The 19691-nt window shown below is 51.7% G+C and carries 19 protein-coding genes and 1 riboswitch; of the genes, 10 read left to right on the top strand and 9 right to left on the bottom strand.

Features of this window, described 5'->3' with window-relative positions; genetic code table 11:
- Together ACI32D_RS08420 and ACI32D_RS08415 are read left to right on the top strand one after the other, a co-directional pair.
- Window positions 1–899: C40 family peptidase (locus ACI32D_RS08420; protein WP_439776132.1), on the top strand; the 899-nt coding region annotated here is incomplete at its 5' end.
- A 367-nt stretch (window positions 900–1266) separates the two neighbouring features.
- The gene (locus ACI32D_RS08415; protein WP_439776131.1) at window positions 1267–4092 is read left to right on the top strand and encodes an EAL domain-containing protein; all 2826 of its coding nucleotides are present in this window, start codon (window positions 1267–1269) and stop codon (window positions 4090–4092) included.
- 76 nt (window positions 4093–4168) lie between these two features.
- On the opposite strand, the gene ACI32D_RS08410 is transcribed toward ACI32D_RS08415, so the two are convergent.
- The 4 genes from ACI32D_RS08410 to ACI32D_RS08395 all read right to left on the bottom strand — a co-directional run bounded on the left by ACI32D_RS08410 (window position 4169) and on the right by ACI32D_RS08395 (window position 8386).
- On the bottom strand, window positions 4169–4648 hold the full coding sequence (locus tag ACI32D_RS08410; RefSeq protein WP_439776130.1) for a hypothetical protein: 480 nt from the start codon (window positions 4646–4648) through the stop codon (window positions 4169–4171).
- Between the two features lie 368 nt (window positions 4649–5016).
- A complete protein-coding gene (locus ACI32D_RS08405) occupies window positions 5017–5778 on the bottom strand; it encodes an amino acid ABC transporter ATP-binding protein (RefSeq protein ID WP_439776129.1) in 762 nt (253 codons plus the stop codon).
- A gap of 3 nt (window positions 5779–5781) precedes the next feature.
- Window positions 5782–7365 (bottom strand): ABC transporter substrate-binding protein/permease, encoded by a 1584-nt coding sequence (locus tag ACI32D_RS08400; protein ID WP_439776128.1) that lies wholly within the window; start codon window positions 7363–7365, stop codon window positions 5782–5784.
- A gap of 119 nt (window positions 7366–7484) precedes the next feature.
- Window positions 7485–7660: riboswitch (Lysine riboswitch) on the bottom strand.
- 99 nt (window positions 7661–7759) lie between these two features.
- Window positions 7760–8386, bottom strand: coding sequence for a DNA-3-methyladenine glycosylase (locus tag ACI32D_RS08395; RefSeq protein WP_439776127.1), 627 nt, complete (start codon window positions 8384–8386; stop codon window positions 7760–7762).
- Window positions 8387–8468: 82 nt separating this feature from the next.
- Here ACI32D_RS08395 and ACI32D_RS08390 point away from each other — a divergent pair, with 82 nt between their 5' ends.
- Window positions 8469–8840: a DUF488 domain-containing protein gene (locus ACI32D_RS08390; protein WP_439776126.1), complete on the top strand. Its 372-nt coding sequence runs from the start codon at window positions 8469–8471 to the stop codon at window positions 8838–8840.
- Here the strand turns inward: ACI32D_RS08390 and ACI32D_RS08385 are convergent.
- Window positions 8827–9525, bottom strand: a complete 699-nt coding sequence (locus tag ACI32D_RS08385; protein WP_439776125.1) for an NAD-dependent protein deacylase — start codon at window positions 9523–9525, stop codon at window positions 8827–8829. The genes ACI32D_RS08390 and ACI32D_RS08385 overlap by 14 nt on opposite strands.
- 116 nt (window positions 9526–9641) lie before the next feature.
- Here ACI32D_RS08385 and ACI32D_RS08380 point away from each other — a divergent pair, with 116 nt between their 5' ends.
- Window positions 9642–10124: a hypothetical protein gene (locus tag ACI32D_RS08380; protein ID WP_439776124.1), complete on the top strand. Its 483-nt coding sequence runs from the start codon at window positions 9642–9644 to the stop codon at window positions 10122–10124.
- Between the two features lie 76 nt (window positions 10125–10200).
- On the opposite strand, the gene cls is transcribed toward ACI32D_RS08380, so the two are convergent.
- Window positions 10201–11664 carry a cardiolipin synthase gene (gene cls / locus ACI32D_RS08375; protein WP_439776123.1) on the bottom strand — a complete coding sequence of 488 codons (1464 nt, stop codon included), beginning with the start codon at window positions 11662–11664 and terminating at the stop codon, window positions 10201–10203.
- A gap of 2 nt (window positions 11665–11666) precedes the next feature.
- Window positions 11667–12611 carry an alpha/beta hydrolase gene (locus tag ACI32D_RS08370; RefSeq protein WP_439776122.1) on the bottom strand — a complete coding sequence of 315 codons (945 nt, stop codon included), beginning with the start codon at window positions 12609–12611 and terminating at the stop codon, window positions 11667–11669.
- Window positions 12612–12682: 71 nt separating this feature from the next.
- Between ACI32D_RS08370 and ACI32D_RS08365 the strand changes: the two genes are divergently transcribed.
- A complete protein-coding gene (locus tag ACI32D_RS08365) occupies window positions 12683–13456 on the top strand; it encodes a ribonuclease H family protein (protein ID WP_439776121.1) in 774 nt (257 codons plus the stop codon).
- 87 nt (window positions 13457–13543) lie between these two features.
- On the opposite strand, the gene ACI32D_RS08360 is transcribed toward ACI32D_RS08365, so the two are convergent.
- Window positions 13544–14500, bottom strand: coding sequence for a DUF1002 domain-containing protein (locus tag ACI32D_RS08360; protein WP_439776120.1), 957 nt, complete (start codon window positions 14498–14500; stop codon window positions 13544–13546).
- Window positions 14501–14705: 205 nt separating this feature from the next.
- On the opposite strand from ACI32D_RS08360, the gene ACI32D_RS08355 reads away from it, so the two are divergent.
- From ACI32D_RS08355 to ACI32D_RS08335, 5 genes are all read left to right on the top strand, one after another.
- Entirely contained in the window at window positions 14706–15506 is an 801-nt protein-coding gene (locus ACI32D_RS08355) for a glycosyltransferase family 2 protein (RefSeq protein ID WP_439776162.1), read from the top strand.
- Window positions 15490–16149: an alpha/beta fold hydrolase gene (locus ACI32D_RS08350; protein WP_439776119.1), complete on the top strand. Its 660-nt coding sequence runs from the start codon at window positions 15490–15492 to the stop codon at window positions 16147–16149. Before ACI32D_RS08355 ends, ACI32D_RS08350 begins: the two co-directional genes overlap by 17 nt.
- Before the next feature lie 93 nt (window positions 16150–16242).
- Window positions 16243–17244, top strand: coding sequence for a ribose-phosphate diphosphokinase (locus ACI32D_RS08345; RefSeq protein ID WP_439776118.1), 1002 nt, complete (start codon window positions 16243–16245; stop codon window positions 17242–17244).
- A 203-nt stretch (window positions 17245–17447) separates the two neighbouring features.
- Window positions 17448–18128, top strand: a complete 681-nt coding sequence (locus tag ACI32D_RS08340) for a TetR/AcrR family transcriptional regulator (protein WP_439776117.1) — start codon at window positions 17448–17450, stop codon at window positions 18126–18128.
- A 10-nt stretch (window positions 18129–18138) separates the two neighbouring features.
- A complete protein-coding gene (locus tag ACI32D_RS08335) occupies window positions 18139–18972 on the top strand; it encodes a hypothetical protein (protein ID WP_439776116.1) in 834 nt (277 codons plus the stop codon).
- A gap of 51 nt (window positions 18973–19023) precedes the next feature.
- On the opposite strand, the gene ACI32D_RS08330 is transcribed toward ACI32D_RS08335, so the two are convergent.
- Window positions 19024–19674, bottom strand: a complete 651-nt coding sequence (locus ACI32D_RS08330) for a Crp/Fnr family transcriptional regulator (protein WP_439776115.1) — start codon at window positions 19672–19674, stop codon at window positions 19024–19026.
- Window positions 19675–19691: the final 17 nt, after the last annotated feature.

Here is a 19691-nt window from a genome sequence, read left to right as displayed (position 1 = left end):
CTGCAACTACCCACACGGTTGTAAAGGGCGACACTTTGTGGAGCCTGGCTAAGAAGTACGGCGTTTCCGTGAGTGCCTTGATGAAGGCCAACAACTTATCAAGCAGCACCATCTTGATCGGCCAAAGCTTGAATTTGCGGGCCGGCATGACTACTTACGGGGTGGGCGGCGTAACTACTGGCTCAAGCTCAACTGCTGCAAGCACTAATACTGCATCAACCAGCACGACTGCTTCCAGCCAGGCGCCAAAGGCCAAGAAGACTACTACTAAGACGAAGAGCACCACTACTAACACCAGCACTAGTGCCAAGGCTCAAAGCCAGTCAACTGCTTCTAACACCAGTGCGGCCACCACGACCAACACTAATACTGCAGCAAGCACTGCTTCAAGTACCACTTCAAGCACTAACACGGCAGCAACTACCAACACCGCGTCAAGCACTAACACGACGGCTTCAAATACCAATACTGCAGCAAGCAGCAGTCAAGCAGTCAGCCAGGCACCAACTGGTTCAACTTCTAGCTCAACTTCAACCGCATCAGCCAGTGCCAGCGCGATTACTTCATACGCTTTGACTTTCCTGGGCGTGCCTTACGTTTGGGGCGGGACCACGCCAAGTGGCTTTGACTGCTCTGGCTTGGTACAATACGTTTACAGCCACTTCGGCATCAACCTGGGCCGGACTACTTACACCCAGCAATACGCCGGCACCAAGATCAGCGTAGCCAGCGCCCAAGCTGGCGACCTCTACTTCTGGGGTTCATACGGTTCAGCCTACCACGTAGCCATCGCCTTGGGCGGCGGCCAATACGTCATGGCTCCAGCCCCTGGCCAAAACGTGATGGTCGGCAGCGTGTCCTCCTACACGCCAAGCTTTGCCGTTCGCGTTTTAGGCTAAAATACTCATCGATAGCAAACAGTTCTCAAGCAGCGTCAGCCAGCCGGCTGGCGTTGTTTTGTTTTCTGGGCCACAAGCAAGGGTGTACTATTTTATTTATAATTGTCAGCTTTTTAATTTTGCTTTTATTATAATATCTACTGAAACTTTTGAATAAAAGCCGCTATAACGGGATTTAGACAGATAATAAAATAATTGTTCGGAAAACGCTGTTAAAATTACTTTTATAACTAGATAGCGTTGCAGCTATAATTTAATAAGCTATCAGCTCAAAAAACTTTTTTTCAAGCAAATATGGGCTATAATCTAAAGGTAAAAAGGACAAATTAAGGTAGGCAACTTTTAGATTAAAGGGGATCGCGGGAAAATGACAAATACGGCTCTGCTTTACGCGCTGGGGGAATTCTTCTGCATGGCAATCATGCTGATCTTGACCGGCGCTTTAAAGCCAATTACGAACTATGGCAAAAGAGAAAAGTGGCTGGCGGTATCGCTGGTCAGTGAAACCCTTTATTTTTTAGGCGACGCCCTGGACAAGCTGCAAACGGGCGGGGTTCTGCCAGCCAGCCAGGCAGGTCTGCTTTTTACCGGGACGTATAAGCTGTGGATGCTGGACTTCGTCAGTCTGGCAGTCTTTTTCTACATCGATCAATGTGGGGAATTCAGCCTGGCCGACAGCCGGTCCAAGCGGATGCTGGTCTGCTCAGTTGCCCTGCTTAATGGGATCTTTGAACTGTTCGTTCTCTTGATCAACCCTGGCTGGCTCTTAACGGCCCAGCTTCAGCCAACCCTCCTTTACAACCTCCTGCTTTTGCTGGTTCCCCTCCTGTATTCTTTGGCCGCGATTGGTCTGGCCATCAATGGGATCCGGCAGAGCCCTTCCAAAAATATCCGGCAATTTTACCTGACCACGGCCAGCTGGCCGATGCTCCTGGTCATCTTCGGTGGCCTGGACATCTACGTTGATACCTTTCCATTTTACGCCTACGTGGCCACGGCTTGCCTCTTGTTCTTGGCGGTTTACCAGTTTAGAACTCTGGTTGACACCGTGTCTTTGGGCAGCTTGAGCAACATCAAGGGCCGGGAAAAGCTGAGAACCCACCTAAGAAGCATTCAAAGACGGGGAAGCAGCCGTGAATACTACCTGCTTTTAATCGATATGAACGGCCTCAGGTCGATCAATGACATCTATGGCCGGTCAGAAGGCGACCGGGTCTTGTTTGTGGTCAGCCAGGCGGTTGAGCAGCTGGCTGAGAAGATGCACGGCTTCAGCTGCCACTATGGCGGGGATGAATTTTTAGCCGTGGTGAAGCTGGCTGATGACGCCGCGGTCAAAAGCTTTTTTGACGACATGCAGGAAGAGGTCAAGCATCTGTCTGATGTGCATGGCCTGTCTGTTTCGCCCCAGCTGGTGACTTCTGCTGTCCGCTTGGACATGGCTGACGGGGATCTGGCGGCGCAATTGCGGATCGCGGAAGAAAAGGTCTACCACCAAAAGCGGGACCTGGATGGGGAAATCCGGGAAAACAACTTCTTCGTCGACAAGGTGACTGGCCTGCCTAACACCAACTACTTCCACAGTTTTGCCTGCTCCTATCTTAAGTCTTGCCTGGAAAAAGGGGACACACCTGCTGTTGTTTTGATCAACGTCAGCAACATGCAGGCCTACAACAACCGTTATGGCTTTGAGAAGGGCGACCAGCTTCTCTTGCAGATTGCCCAAATTCTGCAGAAGTTTTTTAAGGATGGAGTATTGGTCCGCTTCGCGGAAGACAACTTCCTCTTGGCCACGGACGCGCCCGACCTGGTAAAGAGCCTGGAAGAGGCGGCAGATGAGGTTAACAAGGAGACAGACGCCAGCATCCGGGCCGGGGTCTACCACTATAAAGACGTCAGCGAGGGTTTGATGACGGCGGTCGACAAGGCCAAGCGGGCTTTGCGCTACCTCAACAACAACCGGGCTGTTGTCTGCCAGGTCTACAACAGGGAAGTCCGGGAAGAATTTGAAAGACGGGGCTATGTCCTGGAGAACTTCCAAAAAGCCTTGGACGAGGGCTGGATCCGGCCTTACTTCCAGCTGGAGAGCCGCAGCTTGACCGGGCGGATCTGCGGGGCAGAAGCCCTGGCCCGCTGGGTTGACCCCAAGTACGGGGTTTTGGGACCGAATTTCTTTATTGAGGTTCTGGAAGAGGCCCACCTGGTGCACAAGCTGGACTTATCCATCATCCGCCAAGTCTGCGCTATGCTGGCCAGAAGAAGAGAGGAAAAGAAGCCTTTGGTGCCGATCTCGGTCAACCTCTCCCGGGTGGACTTCCAGGTCTGCGACATTTTTGCCGAGATTGAAAAAATCCGCCAGCAATTTAAGCTGCCATCCAGTCTGCTGAAAATCGAAATCCTGGAATCGACCGTGACCAGCAAACCGCAGGAATTGCGGCAGGCTATCGCTAATTTTCATAAGAGCGGTTATGAGGTCTGGATGGACGACTTCGGCAGCGGCTATTCCAACTTCAATAATTTGGATGAATATGATTTTGACCTTTTGAAGATCGATATGGTCTTTTTGCGGGACTTTAACAGCCGGTCCAAGGTCAAGACCTTGCTGGCCATTGTGGTTGACATGGCTAAAAAGCTGGGGATGCACACCCTTTGTGAAGGGGTGGAAACCCAGGAGCAGTCGGATTTCTTGCGGGAAATTGGCTGCGAGCGCCAGCAGGGCTACTTGTTCTCCAAGCCGATTCCGGAAGAAGAATTTTTGGCAAAGCTGGAGGCCGGCCAACTGGAGGATCCTTGCAGCAACCACTACTATGACCAGATCAGCCAGGTTAATGTGCTGTTTGACCCGATGATTGATCAGACCGGCCAGTCAGCTGTCGGCATCAAGTTGCCGATCTGCATCCTGGAGCGCGGCACTGACCAGAAGGTGCGGGCCAGCTTCATGAATGAGAGCTGCCGGCGGGCCTTGGGCCGCTATGGTGAACCGTCTGAAGGCGCCATTGAGCAACTCAGTCAGGATTATCCATTCAAGCAGACGCTTTTGGAACTGATGGATGAGAGCCTTAAAGAAAAAGAGCAAGTAGGCCGCGTCTATAACTTCAAGGGCAAGCAGTACTTGTTGGAGGTCCGCTACCTGGCCCACGACCAAAAGAGTCAGCGCGACGCCTTCGTCTACACCTTTGAAGGCTTGGCCAAGTAAGATAGAAAGAAGATAAGCAAAAGGCTTCCGCGGTAAGCGGAAGCCTTTTCTTGTATTTGTGATTTAGTTGTTAGTGCTACGATGGGTATGATCCAGAATTATCTCCTCCACGATTAGTAAACTTTTCAGTTAAGGCAAAAGCGAAAATAACTATGATAAAAAGCATGAACAGGTCAACAATAATGGCCCATCCTGGATCACTGTCGTACTCTAGCATCATAGTCCATGATGAGGTTAAACCCAGACAACCCAGTTCATTAATGATCAGCTGCAAAAACCAGATAATCTTCTGCCAACCTTGTTTTATCGTGTCTTGTTTGCACTCAAAGAACCAAGTCCAAAGAACGGCCACTGCAATCATTACCAGCAAAAGCAGGTAGACTAAAAAGAGCGGCCAAGAAATACTTTTGGCGACCCGGTCCATGAAGCCAAAAAAGCCATTGGCTGGTCCAGACAAGCGCCACTTAGCTGAATTATCTACAATCAACCGCAAAGGCCAAGTAGCAAAATACACGTTAACGATTAATTGCAGACCAAATACAATTTTTCTTTTCATCCTTTCCACCTCACAAAGTCCATCTTTCTCGTTAGTGTAATAGCACTACAGTGTTTTTAGTAATGAAGAAACGTGTACAAGAAACATATATCCCTATCATTCTTCAGCACTATCGCAGCAATACACTAGCACAACAAGAAAAGCTCATCATCTCACAAACCTTTCACATAGTTAATTATACTCTTAAAGTACTTTGATTTGGCATTGAAACATAAATTTAGCTATTTTTTCTTTGATTTTTATTTATTTGTTTAAAAAAGTTTTTTTTGAATTTTTTCGATGAACTTCGCAAGAATTTAAATCGCGTTATTTTCCGCAAACAGAAAAGCAGCCGTGAGGCTGCTTTTGTTTTGTGTTCGTTTAATCTATTAAATTTGCGGGCCACGGAAGTTGGCTAAGAACTTCTGGGTCTTTTCGCTTTGCGGATGGTTGAAGATTTCATCCGGGCTGCCTTGTTCAGCCACGTAACCATCGCTCATGAAGAGGACCTGGTCGGAAACTTCCTTGGCGAAGGCCATTTCGTGGGTAACCACGATCATGGTCAAACCGGTCTTGGCCAGCTTCTTCATGGTTTCCAAAACTTCTCCGACCATTTCCGGGTCAAGGGCACTAGTCGGTTCGTCGAAGAGGAGGATTTCCGGGTTCATGGAGATGGCTCTGGCAATCGCTACTCTCTGTTTCTGCCCACCAGACAATTGGCGGGGCTTAGCGTCGACGTAAGGGTCCATCCCAACGGTCTTCAGGTTCTCCAAGGCAATCTTCTTGGCTTCTTCCTTTGACCGCTTCAGAACCAGTTCCTGGCCGATCATGCAGTTTTGCAAGACGTTCTTGTTTTCAAAAAGCTCAAACTGCTGGAAAACCATGCCGACCTTGGACCGGTAGTGGGGGATGTTGAAGTTTTCATCCAGGATGTTTTGGTCATGGAAAAGAATTTTCCCGCCAGTTGGATCTTCCAGCAAGTTGATGCAGCGGAGCATGGTTGACTTACCGCCACCGGAAGGACCGATGACCGTCATAACCTCGCCCTTGTGGACTTCAAAGGAAATATCCTTCAAAACCTGGTGTTCACCGTAAGCCTTTTGCAGGTGCTGAACATTTAAAATAGTTTCATTGTCCTTGTAATCAGCCATCTTTTACTTGTCTCCTTCCTGCTTGCCGACTTGAACTTGGTTGGCCATCATATTGTAGTTTTCAGGACCTTCGATGTGCTTTTCAATCAAGTTGAAGATCCGGGTGATCGTAAAGGTCAAGAAGAGGTAGATGACCGAGATGACCAGGTAGGTTTGGAAGAACTGGAAGCTCTGGCTGGCAATCGTTGAACCAACGAAGAACAGTTCTGATACTGAAATGATGCTCAATACTGAAGTGTCCTTGATGTTGACGATAAATTCGTTGGTGATTGACGGCAGGCAGTTCCGGATGGCCTGCGGCAGGATGATGTTCCACATTCTCTGGTTGTGGGTCATCCCCAAAGCACTGGCGGCTTCAAACTGCCCCTTCGGCGTGGAGATGATCCCCCCGCGGATGACTTCGGCCAGGTAGGCCCCGGTGTTGATGGAGACGATGATCAAAGCGGCAACCGTTCTGTTCAAGTTGATGTGCCAGAACTGGGCAATCCCGTAGTAGATAACCGCGGCTTGAACCATCATTGGCGTACCGCGGAAGATTTCAACGTAGACTGACAAAAGCCACTTGCAGAAGGCTAAAAGGCCCTTCTTGAACTTGTTCTTTGGCTCTGGAATAGTCCGCACGATCCCGACCAATAAACCGATGAAGAAACCGGCAATGGTACCGATCAAGGAGATCAAGAGAGTCATCCCGATCCCTTCCAGGATCATCTGCCCGTAGTTCTTCAGCATGGAGACCAGCCAGTTTTCCTTCTTGGTGTTGGTCTGCGGCTGCTGCTGAACAGCTTCCTTCATCAGCTTGTTTCTTTCTGAAGTGGAAATGCCGGCCAAAACCTTGTTGACCTGGCTGAGCAGCTGGTCGTTGCCCTTCTTGACCCCGATGGAAACTTCAGCGTCAGAAGAGGAAACCTTGAAGCCCTTCATCTTGGACAGGTTGACCCCGGTGATGTTGGAGTCGACCATCTTGAAGGAGGTCAGTTCCGTGTCTTCAGCCACGTAACCGTCGATCGTACCTGCTTCCAGGGATTCCCGCATGGCGGCGAAGTCCTTGGAGGCTGGCTCACGCGTAGCGCCTGGCAGCTGCTTGATCAGGTCATAGTGCAGAGTCCCTTGCTGGGCGGTCAGCTTGGCCCCCTTGAAGTCAGTCAGGTACTTGGCCTTGGCGTACTTGCTCTGCTTGTTGACGATGACCACGAAGTTGGTGGTCCGGTATGGAGTGGTAAAGTTGATGGCCTTCCGTCTTTCAGCCGTCGGGCTCATCCCGGCAATGATCAAGTCGATCTTGCCACTGGTCAGGGCTGGCAAAAGCCCGTCCCACTGGGTCTTTTCCACGATGACCTTCTTGCCCAGCTTCTTGGCAATGATCTTGGCGATCTTGACGTCGTAACCATTGGCGTAGGAGCTGGTCCCGTCGATCTTGACCGCGCCGTTAGCGGACGTGGTCTGGGTCCAGTTGTATGGAGCGTAGTTGGCTTCCATCCCAATCTTCAAGGTGCCGCTGGCTTGCGCCGGCTGGCTCCAACTGACAGCTAAGACAAGCGTCAGGACCGCCGCCATTAAGGCGCTGATCCAGCTGCTGTGCTTTTTCATCTGAATAAACCTCCGATATGCTTTTTGCAAGTTATGAAATACAATAAAAAGCGGCAAAAAAGCCCCATTGCATGTACAATGAGGCTTGCTTTGTTTCTGTAAAATTCAGTATGAATACCAAAAATTATAGCGCTCCCTAGAAAACTAGGACAGTCTGCAGAATTTTCTCCTGCAGCCCAACCAACAGCGCGCACGACCACCCTGCTGATTTCGGCGATATCCCTTAGTGACAAGGCTCAGCACTGTCAGTGAGCTCCCCTTGCTTTTGTGAACGATCGCGACCTCTATTGTATTGGATAATTTTTTAACTACATTTAGGCTAAATTACTTTTAAGAAAAAGTCAAGAAAAAATTAGCTTTTTGAATTTTTGGCGATTGTCAGCGCTTTTCTTATTCACGCCCAGCCGTGATCTTCCGCCCAGTCCCGCTTCTTCATGCCAGAAACGTAGGGGTTGCCGGCCACGTAATAGCGAAGAGGCGCCTGGGCCCATTCCGGGTCAGCCTGGACGATCCCGATTCTAGGAGAAGCAATGATTTCTTTAGCCACTTTTTTCTCAGTCAAATCAATGGTGAAAGGACTGTCCGCCAAAGGGGCCAGGTCCCATTTTCTTGACTTGATACCCATGGCCTGCATTAATTTGGCTGGTCCGTTGGTCAAAAGGACCCCGTTTTTGCCGCCCCGGTTTTTGGTCATTTCGTCGATGCCCCAGACTGGCTCAATGGCCCGGATCAAGACTCCCTGGGGGTTGCCTTCCTCCTGGCAGGCCACGTCGAAAAAGACGTACTGTCGCTGGGAGTAAATATAGATGGTTCCGCCTGCCCGCCACAGGCCCTCGTTAGCCTGGCTTCTTCTTCCCCCAAAGGAGTGGGCGGCCCGGTCCTTTACCCCCAGGTAGGCTTCGGCTTCAACGATATAGCCGCCGATTTTTTCCCCGCCGGCTTGATAGTAAAAAGGGCGGCCGATCAAGTCCTGGCAGATTTCGCTGGTGGGCCGGCCGGTGAAAAAATTCCTGTAGTCCATTGCTTAATCAATCTTTCTAACTAAAATAAGAAATACAGTAAAAGCTGTAATAAAAAACATCTTTAAGAGAAAGCGTGCGCCTATGCCAACGATCAAAACTGTCCGTATCTATGCCAAAGAGCAGCCAGCCGGCTATCGGATCTTAGTCGACCGGCTCTGGCCTCGAGGGGTCAAAAAGGAAGTCGCCAATTTAGACGAGTGGGAGAAAGAGCTGGCTCCCAGCCGGGAACTGCGGAGCTGGTTCAAGCATGACCCGGACCGGTATCCGGACTTCCGTCAATATTACTTGGAAGAATTAGCGGACAATCCGGAATGGCCGGCTTTCGTGGAACATTTGCAAGAGCTCTTGCAAAAAGAAGATGTCCTCTTTTTGTACGGGGCTAAAGATGAAGAGCACAACCAGGCCATTGTCTTAAAAGAAGCAGCTGAAGCTGCTCTGGCTAAACTTCCTTAAAAACTTCCAAGGCGTCGCCGATCAGCTGCTTGATCCCTTGTGCCGGGATCTCAGTCAGGTTGACGGCCCAAATTTTGGCGTCTTTTGGCGCGTAGCCTAAGAGGCCGGCGAAGGGGTAGACGACGAAGCTGGTGCCGACGATCACGACCAGGTCACTTTGCCGCATTTCCAGGATGGACTGGTTGACATTGTCCGGGTTGATGCCTTCCCCGTAAAGGACGATGCCGGGCCGGATGATGCCGCCGCACTCGTGCTTGTAGCCCTTGGCGTATTCCTCATAGCTGACCTTTTGCTTGCACTTGGAGCAGTAGATGTCGTAGAGGTTGCCATGAAATTCGGTCACGTGCTGGTTGCCGGCCTGCCGGTCCAGGGTGTCGATGTTTTGGGTGATGAGGGCCCCTTTTTCATTGCAGATGGCCGCGATCTTTTGGTGGATCAGGTTCGGCTTGGCGTCCGGGAAGTACATGTTTTGCATGACGAAGTCGTAAAAAAGCTGGGGCCGGTCATAGAGGGTCTCCTCGCTCAAGATGACTTCCGGGGGCTCGCTGACCCCGTTGTAGATGCCAGTTTTGGACCGGTAGTCGGGGATGCCGGAGTGGGTTGACACGCCAGCCCCGGTCAAAAAGACGGGGTGCTTGGCCTTTTTCAAGTCTGCTTTAAATTCAGCAAGTTTTGCTTGGTCCATTTTTTTGCCTCTTTCTTAAGAAAAATCGGCTTAATGCCTTTTGATTCTATTATAAGCGCTTGATTTGCTATAATTAAGCTACTAGTTTCAGAAGATATTATATTTGAGGTGAATCCATGGACACGTTATTTTACTTGGTTGCCGACACCCTGCTGGCGGCCTATGCCGGCTACAGCTGGTACTGCCAGGCTTCGGTGATCATGCGGGCCCGCTGGCGGATGACGGCGGTGATCATGCCAATCCTGCTGGTCTGGCTGGGGGCCACCAGCTGGGGCTATTCGGACATGGGCACTCCTGGCTTTATCGTCTTCCTGGCCCTCTTTATTTTGACGGGGATTCTGGAAGCCACGTCTGGTTTGGCCGACAAGCGGGTCGTTTTGAGCGGCTACTTCCGCCGGACCTTGAAATACAGTGAAATCAGCCAGGTGATCCTGACCGCGGCGCCGCCGGAAGTAGGCGACCTGTCGATCGCGGCCCTGGAAACCAGCCGCCACCAGATCTACTACCTCCGCTTCAACAAGCAAGCCAGCGACGTGGTCTCTTTCTTGATGCAGCGCCTGGAACGCGGGGTAAATATTGACGTAAGAAAAATGGGCTAGTCAACTGACTAACCCGTTTTTATATGCTCTAAATTGTTCTTGTTTTATCTTCTCTTGTTTTCTTGTTTCTTATTTTTTACAGAATTGGTGATAAAAGGCGGGAGAAGTTCTGCAAGGCGTGCAGCCAGCGGGACTGCTTCTTGATTATTTCCGGCGTCAGAAGGGTCGACTGCTCCATGTCCTTTTCAAACTGGTCGGACATCTCCTTGTTGAAGGCCCGGTCATAAACGAAGACATTGTCTTCAAAATTGAGGTCATAAGACCGGTAGTCCTGGTTGACGCTGCCGACAGTCGCGTACTTGTCGTCGACGATGATGGTCTTGGCGTGCATGAAGCCGTTGTTGTAGGTATAGACCTTGACCCCGATCTTGACCAATTGGTTGGCGTACCACTGGGTTGCCCGGTAGATGAAGGGGTGGTCCGGCATGCAGGGGATCATGATCCTCAGATCAACCCCTGAGCTGGCCAGGATCTGCCAGGCGGCAATCATGGCTTCGTCTGGAATCAAGTAAGGGGTCTGGATCCAGACCCGCTTTCTGGCCAGCATCATCAAGCGGACCAGGCCGTTTCTCATGTATGGCTCGTCGTTGTCGGGGCCGTCAGAAACGACCTGGACGGCCATGTCGCCTTTAGAGATGTCATTTTCATCCAAATCGGGGAAGAGCTTCTCGTCAAAGCTGATCAGTTCTTCTTCCCGGACGGCGGAAGCGTTCCAGTCCATCACGAATCTTTCCTGCAAAAGCAGGGAGGCTGACCCGACCAGGCGGAGGTGGGTGTCCCGCCAGTAGCCGAATTTTTTCTTCCGGCCCAGGTACTGGTCGCCGACGTTGAAGCCCCCGGTCCAGGAGGTAACCCCGTCGATGACCACGATCTTCCGGTGGAGGTGGTAGTTGATCCGGTTCCGGGAAATCATGTTTCTTGAAGTAATGAAGGGTAAAACGTCCCCGCCGGCTTCAGTCAGCTGGTTGAACCAGCTCTTGGAGGCCCCGAATGACCCCCAGGCGTCGTAGAGAACCCGGACCTGGACCCCCTCTTGGGCTTTCTGGATCAAAAGCTTGAGGAATTCATTGCCGATGGCGTCGTTATAGATGGTGTAGTATTCAACGTTGATGCTGGACTTGGCTTGTCTGATGTCGGCAAAAAGGTCCCGGAACTTGGCATGCCCGTCAGTGTAAAGCTTAAGCTTGTTGTTTTTGGTGATGGGGGACTCTTGGTCCTTGTCCAGGTACTTGATCAAGATGTGGGCGCTGGGAGAGGTGTCATTTTGGTCAATTTTAGCCGGGGCCTCGGTGATCATTTTTTGCACGTTGGAGAGGCCGATGTGCTTTTGCCGGTTGATGGCAAAAAGGTTTTCCTGGGAAATCCCCCGGCCGACGAAGCCATAGATGATGAAGCCAACAACGGGCAGGATGATCAAGACGATCAGCCAGGCCCAAGAGGTAGCGACCGACCGTTTTCTGTGGAAGACGGTCCAGAGGGCCAGGATGGCGTTGGCGAAGAAGATGATGTGCCAAATATCGATCCAAGAGATGGCAGTCACTTTTAAATTCCTTTCTTGATTTTGTCTAAACCTAAAAAACGGTCCAGGATGCCAATGACGAAGGGCTCGTCATGCATCTGCGAGTGCTCGGCATTGTCGCCGCGGACCTCGACTTCCTGGTAGTAGACCGCGTCCGGGGCCAGGATATAGCGGATGCTTTTGGCGGAAACCACGGAGATGAAGCGGTCGGAATTGGTCGTGTCCAAGACGTTGCCGTAGATGTTCAAAACCCGGATGCTGGGGCTGAAGTCCCGCCGGTGGCGGAGCATATAGGAATAGTGCGGGGTCATCACGCTGGGTCGGCCATTTTCAGTCAAGCGGTTGACATTGGGGATGTCGCCTAAATACATGACTCCGTTGAAGGGGCCGGCGATCAAAGCGCAGCTGGCCAGGTGGGGGAAGTTTTTCCGCTTGGCATAGCGCATTTCCGTAGCGACCACGCAAGGCGAGCCCAAAGAATGGGCCACGGCGCTGTAGCGGGTAAAGCCGTATTTTTTGCTCAGAAAAGGCAGGATGAAGCTGAGGTAGTAGTTGATGGCCTGGTAGCCGGCAATCCGGTCCTTGAAGGCCAGCTGGATGATTGGCTGCTTGTCGCCAGTGTAGCAGCCAGTCAGCTTGATCCGGCCGGTCAAGTCAGCTTCTACTTTCAAGAAGCGGGAGTCGCCCTTTTGCTTGAGGGCATCTTCAACCATCACCTTGGTGGTGTAGTCCCCACCGCGGAAGCCGTGGACGTAGATGATCGGAACCTGGTTAGAGCCGCTTGCCCGGTTTTCAGCCAGGTCGCTGACCCGCTTGCCCCGCAGTTTCAGCAAGATCCGGCAAGGCGGAAAGGTCGCCAGGATGCCTAAGAAGAACATCATGGCCAGGGAATGGTCCCGGGGGTCGGGATTTTTGCCGCGCTTTTTTTCAGTTTCTTCAGCATACTTTTTGGAATTAAAAAAGAGCACAGTTGTCCCGCCTTTCTCTGATACAATTGCTTTGTAAACATCATACCATTTTAGCAGAAGAGAGGGAGCAGATGAAATTTTACGTTGTTAAAAAAGGCTACCGGCCAGGAATCTACCACAGTTGGCCGGAGGCAGAGGAACAGGTCAAGGGCTTTTCCGGGGCGGAATACAAGTCCTTCAGCAATATGATGGAGGCCCTGGACTACCTGCAGATGGACCCGGAAGATTCGCTCAAGGCCCTGCAGGGGGCTGAGGACGACCTGCAGGCCGCTATTTCCCGGGTCAGACAGGGCGGAAGGCAAAATAAACAAGTTGAAAATAAAAACAAAAAAGAATTTACGTCAACTTCTAAGTACGCCGCCCATATTTTTACCGACGGGGGCTGCCGGAACAACGGAACCCATAAGGGCGGGCACGTGCAGGCAGATGACAAGGCAGCCTGGGCTTATTTGATCGAATATGGCGGCCAGAAATTGTCCGCCAGCGGCGGCCGCTTTGGGGCCACCAACAACGAAATGGAAATGACTGCTTTTTTGGAAAGCTTGAAGAAGCTGGAAGAACTGGGCTTAAATAACCAGCCCCTCTTGTTCTCTTTAGACTCCCAGTATGTCATCAAGGCCGTCAGTGACACAGAGCAAGGTCCGGCCTGGATCAAGAGCTGGCAGCGACGGGGCTGGAAGAAGGCAGATGGGTCGGCAGTTGCCAACCGCGAGCTCTGGCAGGAAATCGCCAGCGAAATGGCCAAGTTTGCCCAGCCGGAATTCGAATGGGTCAAGGGGCACGCCAACAGTGCCGGCAACAACTTTGTCGACGGCCTGCTCAACAAGTATATGGACCAGATGTAAGGCAGAGACAGAAAAAGCCCGCGCTTGGCGCGGGCTTTTTGCATGAATATTTTAATTTTTAGATATTGTCCAATTTTTATTGCTTCATTACTTGCCAAAACTGGAGAAGAGGCTGGTAAAGAAGTTGACGATGGCGTCCCAGAGCTTCTGCAGGGCGTTGCGGTTTTCGCTGGTATTCAGTTTGGCGAAGATCCCCTTGGCGCTCTTCTGGATAGCGCTCATGGCCTGGCTGGCCTGCTGCTTGAAGGAAGAGGAGTTGAGGGCACCAGAGTCGCGGATTTCAACCAGGATGTTGACGATCTGCTGCTTCTGTTCGTTGGTGATCACGTTGGTCAGATTGTTGTTTTTGATCTGGTTGTTGACGATCGTAACGATCTGGTTCTTCGTGATGCTTGAGCCCTTTTGGGCCATTTCCTTCTTGGCCCCGGCCACGGCATTGTTGAGCTGGGCGTCGGAGTAGCCGTCCTTGCCCTTGTTTTCCTTGGTGATGCCGCTTAAGGTGTTCAATTCGTCCTGGGCCGCGGTGATCTGCTTCTGGTTCAGCTTCTCCCCGCTCTTGGCGTAGGCCTTGTAGATCCCAGCCAGGGCGCCGGAACCGTCGATCGGGGTCGCGGAAGTGACGTAGATGTTGGCGTCAGTGATCCCGGCCGTTACCGCCGCGTTTCTGTACTGGTTGGCGGTAATGGTAGTGATGTTGTTTTGCCCGTTGTAGTTGAGGATGCGGACGTTGATCCCGCTGCCGGAGCTGGTTTTTTCAATGGCAGCGCTGGACCAGACTCCTGAAGAGGAGGTAAAGGAGCTGCCGGACGGGTTCAGGTAGGTAACCAGGTCGCTGCCCGTTACCGTCAAGGTGTTGTAGCTGCTGGAGTCGCTGAGGGCGCCCTTTAAAACGTCCAGGGTGCCTTGCTTTTGGCTTTCAGTTAATGACGTCCCCAGGGTAATGACCGGGGTGGTGTCTTCGGCGGCAGAGACCCTGCCAGCCGCTAGGCCCAGGCCCAGGAAGAGGGCGCAGGCCGTAATGATTTTCTTGATTTTCATGTTCATTTTGCTAAGTCTCCTTGTTTTTTATTTTCATGCTCCGCCTATAATTATACTAGAGTTTGTTTTGGGGATATCTCTCTTAGCAAAAATTTAAGCAGACCCCCGGCCAGCGGCAGATTCGCGGCGAAGATGATATAATGTAAAGGATAGATTTGGAGAGGGGGATGCGGCTTTGCCAGCAAATGCCGACTTGAAGCTGACAGTCATCATGACTGTCTACAACCAAGAGAAATACCTGGCTCGGGCCTTGGACTATTTGCTTGAGCAGAAGAACCAGCAGTTCAAACTGCTGGTCATTGACGATGGCTCGACTGATTCGACGGCGGAAATCGCGGCTAGCTACCAGGACCGCTTCCAGTATTTTGACCTGGTCAGCAAGGCTAATGAAGGGGTAGCTGCCGCCCGGAACCTGGGCCTGGACATGGTCGACACGCCGTATTTTATTTTTCACGATGGAGACGACTGGGTTGAGCCGGACTACACTGACTACTTTATCAAGGCTTTTGACCGCCATCCAGACGATGACATGGTGACCTGCGGCTACTACGTCGATCAAGCAGGGGAGCCGTCCGTGCCGATTACTAAGCCAGTTGAAGGTGAATTGACCCGGCTTGAGGCTGTTTTAAAGGTCTTGGGCAGTGCCCACTCGCCGGTGAAGGGCTATACCTGGAACAAGTGCTACAAGACCCAGCTGGTCCGCCGCCTGCACCTGCGCTTTAACGAAGACTTGGACCTAATGGAAGACCAGGTTTTCAATATTGACTATCTCATGCAGACTGAAGGCTGCTACTACAGCTCCGTGCCGCTTTACCATTACTGGCAAAGGGCCGACAGCGCGGTGCATACAGTCAGCTGGGATCACTTCTGGAGCATCGTGGGGGCCAACATTTCGATCTACAAGAGCATTTTTTCCCACTTGTGGAAGAAGCTCCTCAGCAAGCGGCCGCAGACTTCGGAATACCAAGGCAGTTATGTAAGGGAAAGGATCAAAGATGATCATCAAAGTTAATGGAGTCGATCTTTACTACCAAAAGCTCGGTCAAGGCCACCCCTTGATCCTGCTGCACGGCCACCACTTGGACGGGGGGATGTACAGCAAGGTGATCGCGCCTTTATCACTGTACTACACGGTCTATACCCTGGACATGCGGGGGCACGGCTTAAGCGGCGGCGACGGGGCTGAGCACTACCAGACTGAAGTTGAAGACCTGGCCGTCTTCATCAAAGAGCTCGGTTTGGAGCAGCCATACGTCTTTGGCTACGACTCTGGCGGTTTAGTGACCTTGATGCTGGCCAGCCAGCAGCCCGATATTTTGGGCAAGGCGATCGTGGCCGGGGTCTTCATTGATGGCCGGGGGATTCACAAGTATCACTATCTGACAGAAGGGGTCCGGCGTTTTCTCCGTTTTGACCGCGACAGCCGGGTGGAACTTACTGAATCTTATATGGAGCCGGAAAGCCTGGAGCAGATCAAGATTCCCGTTCTCTGCGTGGTCGGGGAAAACGACTGGGTCAAAGTCGAACATGTCCGCTGGTACAGCAGCTTGATTCCAAACGGCCGCTTGGCTTTGATGCCGCGGCAGACCCATGATTCCTACGTGGTGGACAGCTTGAAGATTTTGGACCTGATCAAAGATTTTTGCAAGGAATAATGAGAAAACGGCCGATCAAAGCCGAACCTTTGCTATAATGTTACTGTAGATACAATAGATTCAATTAATGAGAGTGTTTCTAAGGGGCTCATGATGACATCAATTACAAAAGAAGAAATTCATAAGCTGCTCAACCCGATGAAGCTGATCGGGCTCGGCGGCAATCCGCAATTGAACGAAAAGGTAGCCAGCACGCTGGGCGTTCCTTTGATCGAAACGACGGTGCACCACTTCAGCGACGGTGAAATCCAGGTCAACATCGCGGAAAGCGTCCGGGGCTGCGACGTCTTCGTCATCCAGTCAATTCAAGATCCGGTCAATGAAAACTTCATGGAACTGGAAATCGTCCTGGATGCCCTCCACCGGGCTTCAGCCCACACGGTCAACTGCGTGATCCCGTACCTGGCCTACTCTCGCTCTGACACCAAGACCCGGTCCCGGGAACCAATCACGGCCAAGCTGATTGCCAACCTGCTCCAGCTGACTGGGATCGACCGGGTATTGACCATCGACTTGCACGCTTCCCAAATCCAGGGCTTCTACAACGTGCCGGTTGACCACCTGCACGCGATGCCGCTTTTGGCTCAATACTTCCTGGACAACGGGATCGCGGCCAAGGATGACGACGACGTGGTCGTTGTTTCACCAGACCACAGCGGCACTAAGTTGGCCCGGGTCTTCGGCCAGTACTTCAACGCGCCGATCGCCATCGTCGACCAGCGCGGGGCCCGCTACGATGACAGCGTCCACGACATGATCGGTGACGTCAAGGGCAAGAAGTGCATCATCGTTGACGACTTGATCGACACTGGCACCCGCCTGGCTTCATCAACCCGGTCAGTTTTCGCTGCCGGCGCGACCAAGGTCTACGCGGCTGCCACCCACGCCTTGCTGTCACAAGACGCGATCAAGATCTTGAACGGCTTGCCGCTGGAACAAATCGTGGTTACGGATACCATCAAGCATGAAAAGTATCCTGACCGGATGGTCCGGATCTCAGTTGACCGCCTCCTGGCCAAGGGGATTGACCATATTTACAACGATCGCTCAATTCACGACATTTTTGATGAACAAAACCGCTTCACCAAAGACTAAGGCGCGATCAAACGGGAGACCGCTAGCGGTCTCCTTTTTTGTTTATGTTGATTTTTCTCTTGTTTTTTAGATTATTTTTAGGAATGTGACTGAAGAAAGTGGGAAAAATAACAGATTTGGGTAAAATCAAGCGTTATCGCTGTGATTAGGCAAGGAAATCTTGCTATAATTTTATTAACTTTACAGAGAGGATGAGATGATCGATGGCAAGAAGAAAGAACATGCAGAGACGGCGGGAGATTTTGGACAACACCTTCCGCTTGATCAGAGCCAATGGCTTTGACCATGTTTCCCTGCAGATGATCGCGGAGAACTCGGGTATTTCCAAGTCTCTGCTGCAGTCTTACTACCCCCACAAGGCCCGGTTGATGACAGACATCGTCAGAAACCTGTTCAACACCATGTGGGACCAGGTAGAAGCAAACTATCACGTGCCCAAGAAGAACCCCTTTGCCCGGGTGGACGCTTTGATCTACACGATCGCGACTTTGGGGATGACGGACAAGGGCCTGGACCGCGTAATTACGGAGGCCTTTACTGACCAGACTTCTTTGGACAACTGGAGCCGGATGCTGGATGAGTGGATGAAGTCCCACCATGCTTTTTCTGAATACAGCAACTACCAGGAAATCCGGACCGGGATTGCCTTTATCGTTACGGGGGTCGGCCGTTTGTACCGGGACCGGGAAAAGCACGGTCTTAACGCGACCCAGCTGGCCGACTACTCAACCAGTTCCCTGATGTACAGCTTTTTGCACGCGGATCCGGAAGAAATTACGGCCGTGCTGGAAGAAGGTCATGGAATCATTGACGACAGCAACATCGGTGAGGTCCACAACGAGATCGACACTATGTTTGACGAAGGCAAGGAAATTTACAGTTAGGAGCGAGCGCATGGCAGAAAGTTCCGGAACGCGCAGACGAAGGAACAACTATGAAATCGCGGACAACGCGTTAGAATACAAGCGTCCCTTGGCCTTTATAGCTTTCTTATTGCTCAGCTTATTGCTGGCCACGGGAACTTTTCTGAATCCTGCTTTCATGAAGGAAACCATCAAGACCGACAGCAATACGGTTGTGGTCAGTCAGCAGGTCAACAGTCACTTTAACCGCCTGGCCACGATCGTCAACGGGTCCAGTGATGAAAAGAACCTGATCTCTGACGATCAGGCCAGAGAAGTTGCCGACTTGATCATTGACTACAAGTACGGCTGGCACTTTATCCATACCAGCAATCTTGATCTGGCCAAGGATATCAAGGCCGTGATCTTGAAGAAGGAGCAGACGGACACTGACCAGGTGACCGCCATCCGCAAGAAGCTGAAGAAGCAGAGCAATTCTTCAGTCTATATCGTCAGCAACGCCTTTGACCTGGCCACGGTCATGCTGGAGGCCAACTTGATAACGATCATCCGGATCGTCAACCTGCTGGTGATCCTGCTCTGCCTGGTGGCATTAGTCTCGATTTTGCGGGAGGCTTTCGCCAGCCACACCAAGCGGGCGGTAATTCACGACATGACAGCCGGGCTGATGTGGACCGCCTTTTGGTTTATCCTGGTTTACGGGCTCTTGGCCATGGTGCCGATCTTTATGGATACTTCGGTGATTACCGTAGCCGACCTGGGCTACTGGCTGGAAATCGCCAGCGGGGTCTTCCTGGACTTCGTGATCGCCGGCGTCATTTTATATGTTGTCAGCGCCATTCCATGGCAGGCAACTTCAAATTAACATAGCAAAAAGGCAAAGCCAGCGGCTTTGCCTTTTAGTTTGCTATTTACTCTATTTGAGAATGGTGATCTGCTTGCCTTTGGCGGCGATGTAGCCATCCTTTTTTAATTTGGAGAACTCCCGGCTGAGAGTTTCGGGGGTGATGCCCAGCAGGCTGGCCAGGTCCTTCTTCTTCAAGGGCAGGGTGAAGGTGCTTGATCCCGCTTCATCAGCGTAGTCTTTCAGGCTGGCGTAGAGGCGGGGGCCGGCTTCCAGGCTGTTGCGGCGCATGGCATTCTTCTGGGCACTGACCAGGCGCTTGCCGAACTCGTTTAAGAGGTGCAGGGACAGCTCCGGTGACTTGAGCAGAAGGTCCTGGAAGTCGGAATAGTTGATGGAGCAGGCCGTGCTGTCTTCCAGGGCTTCGATGAAGAGGTCGTCATTTTCCGTGTCAAAGAGGTTTTCTTCCCCGTTGATGTCGCCCTTTTGCATTAAACTGAGGACCTGCTCATGGCCGTCGGGGCTGAGGCTGTAGACCTTGGCCCGGCCTGAGTCCAGGGACATGACCGACAAGCGGCCGTCGCCCGGGGCATGGATCAAGCTACCTTTTTTAAAAAACTGCTGGTGGGTCGAAATGTGAACCAAGTCCTGGCGCAGGTCCAGGGGGAGGTTCTTGAAAATCGGCACGTGGCTGATGCAATTTAACTCGTCGTGTTGCTGCATAGTTGTCTGTTTTGCTT

This window comes from Lactobacillus sp., from assembly GCF_051873315.1.
Taxonomy (GTDB): domain Bacteria; phylum Bacillota; class Bacilli; order Lactobacillales; family Lactobacillaceae; genus Lactobacillus.
This window is presented reverse-complemented; position numbering and strand designations above follow the sequence as displayed.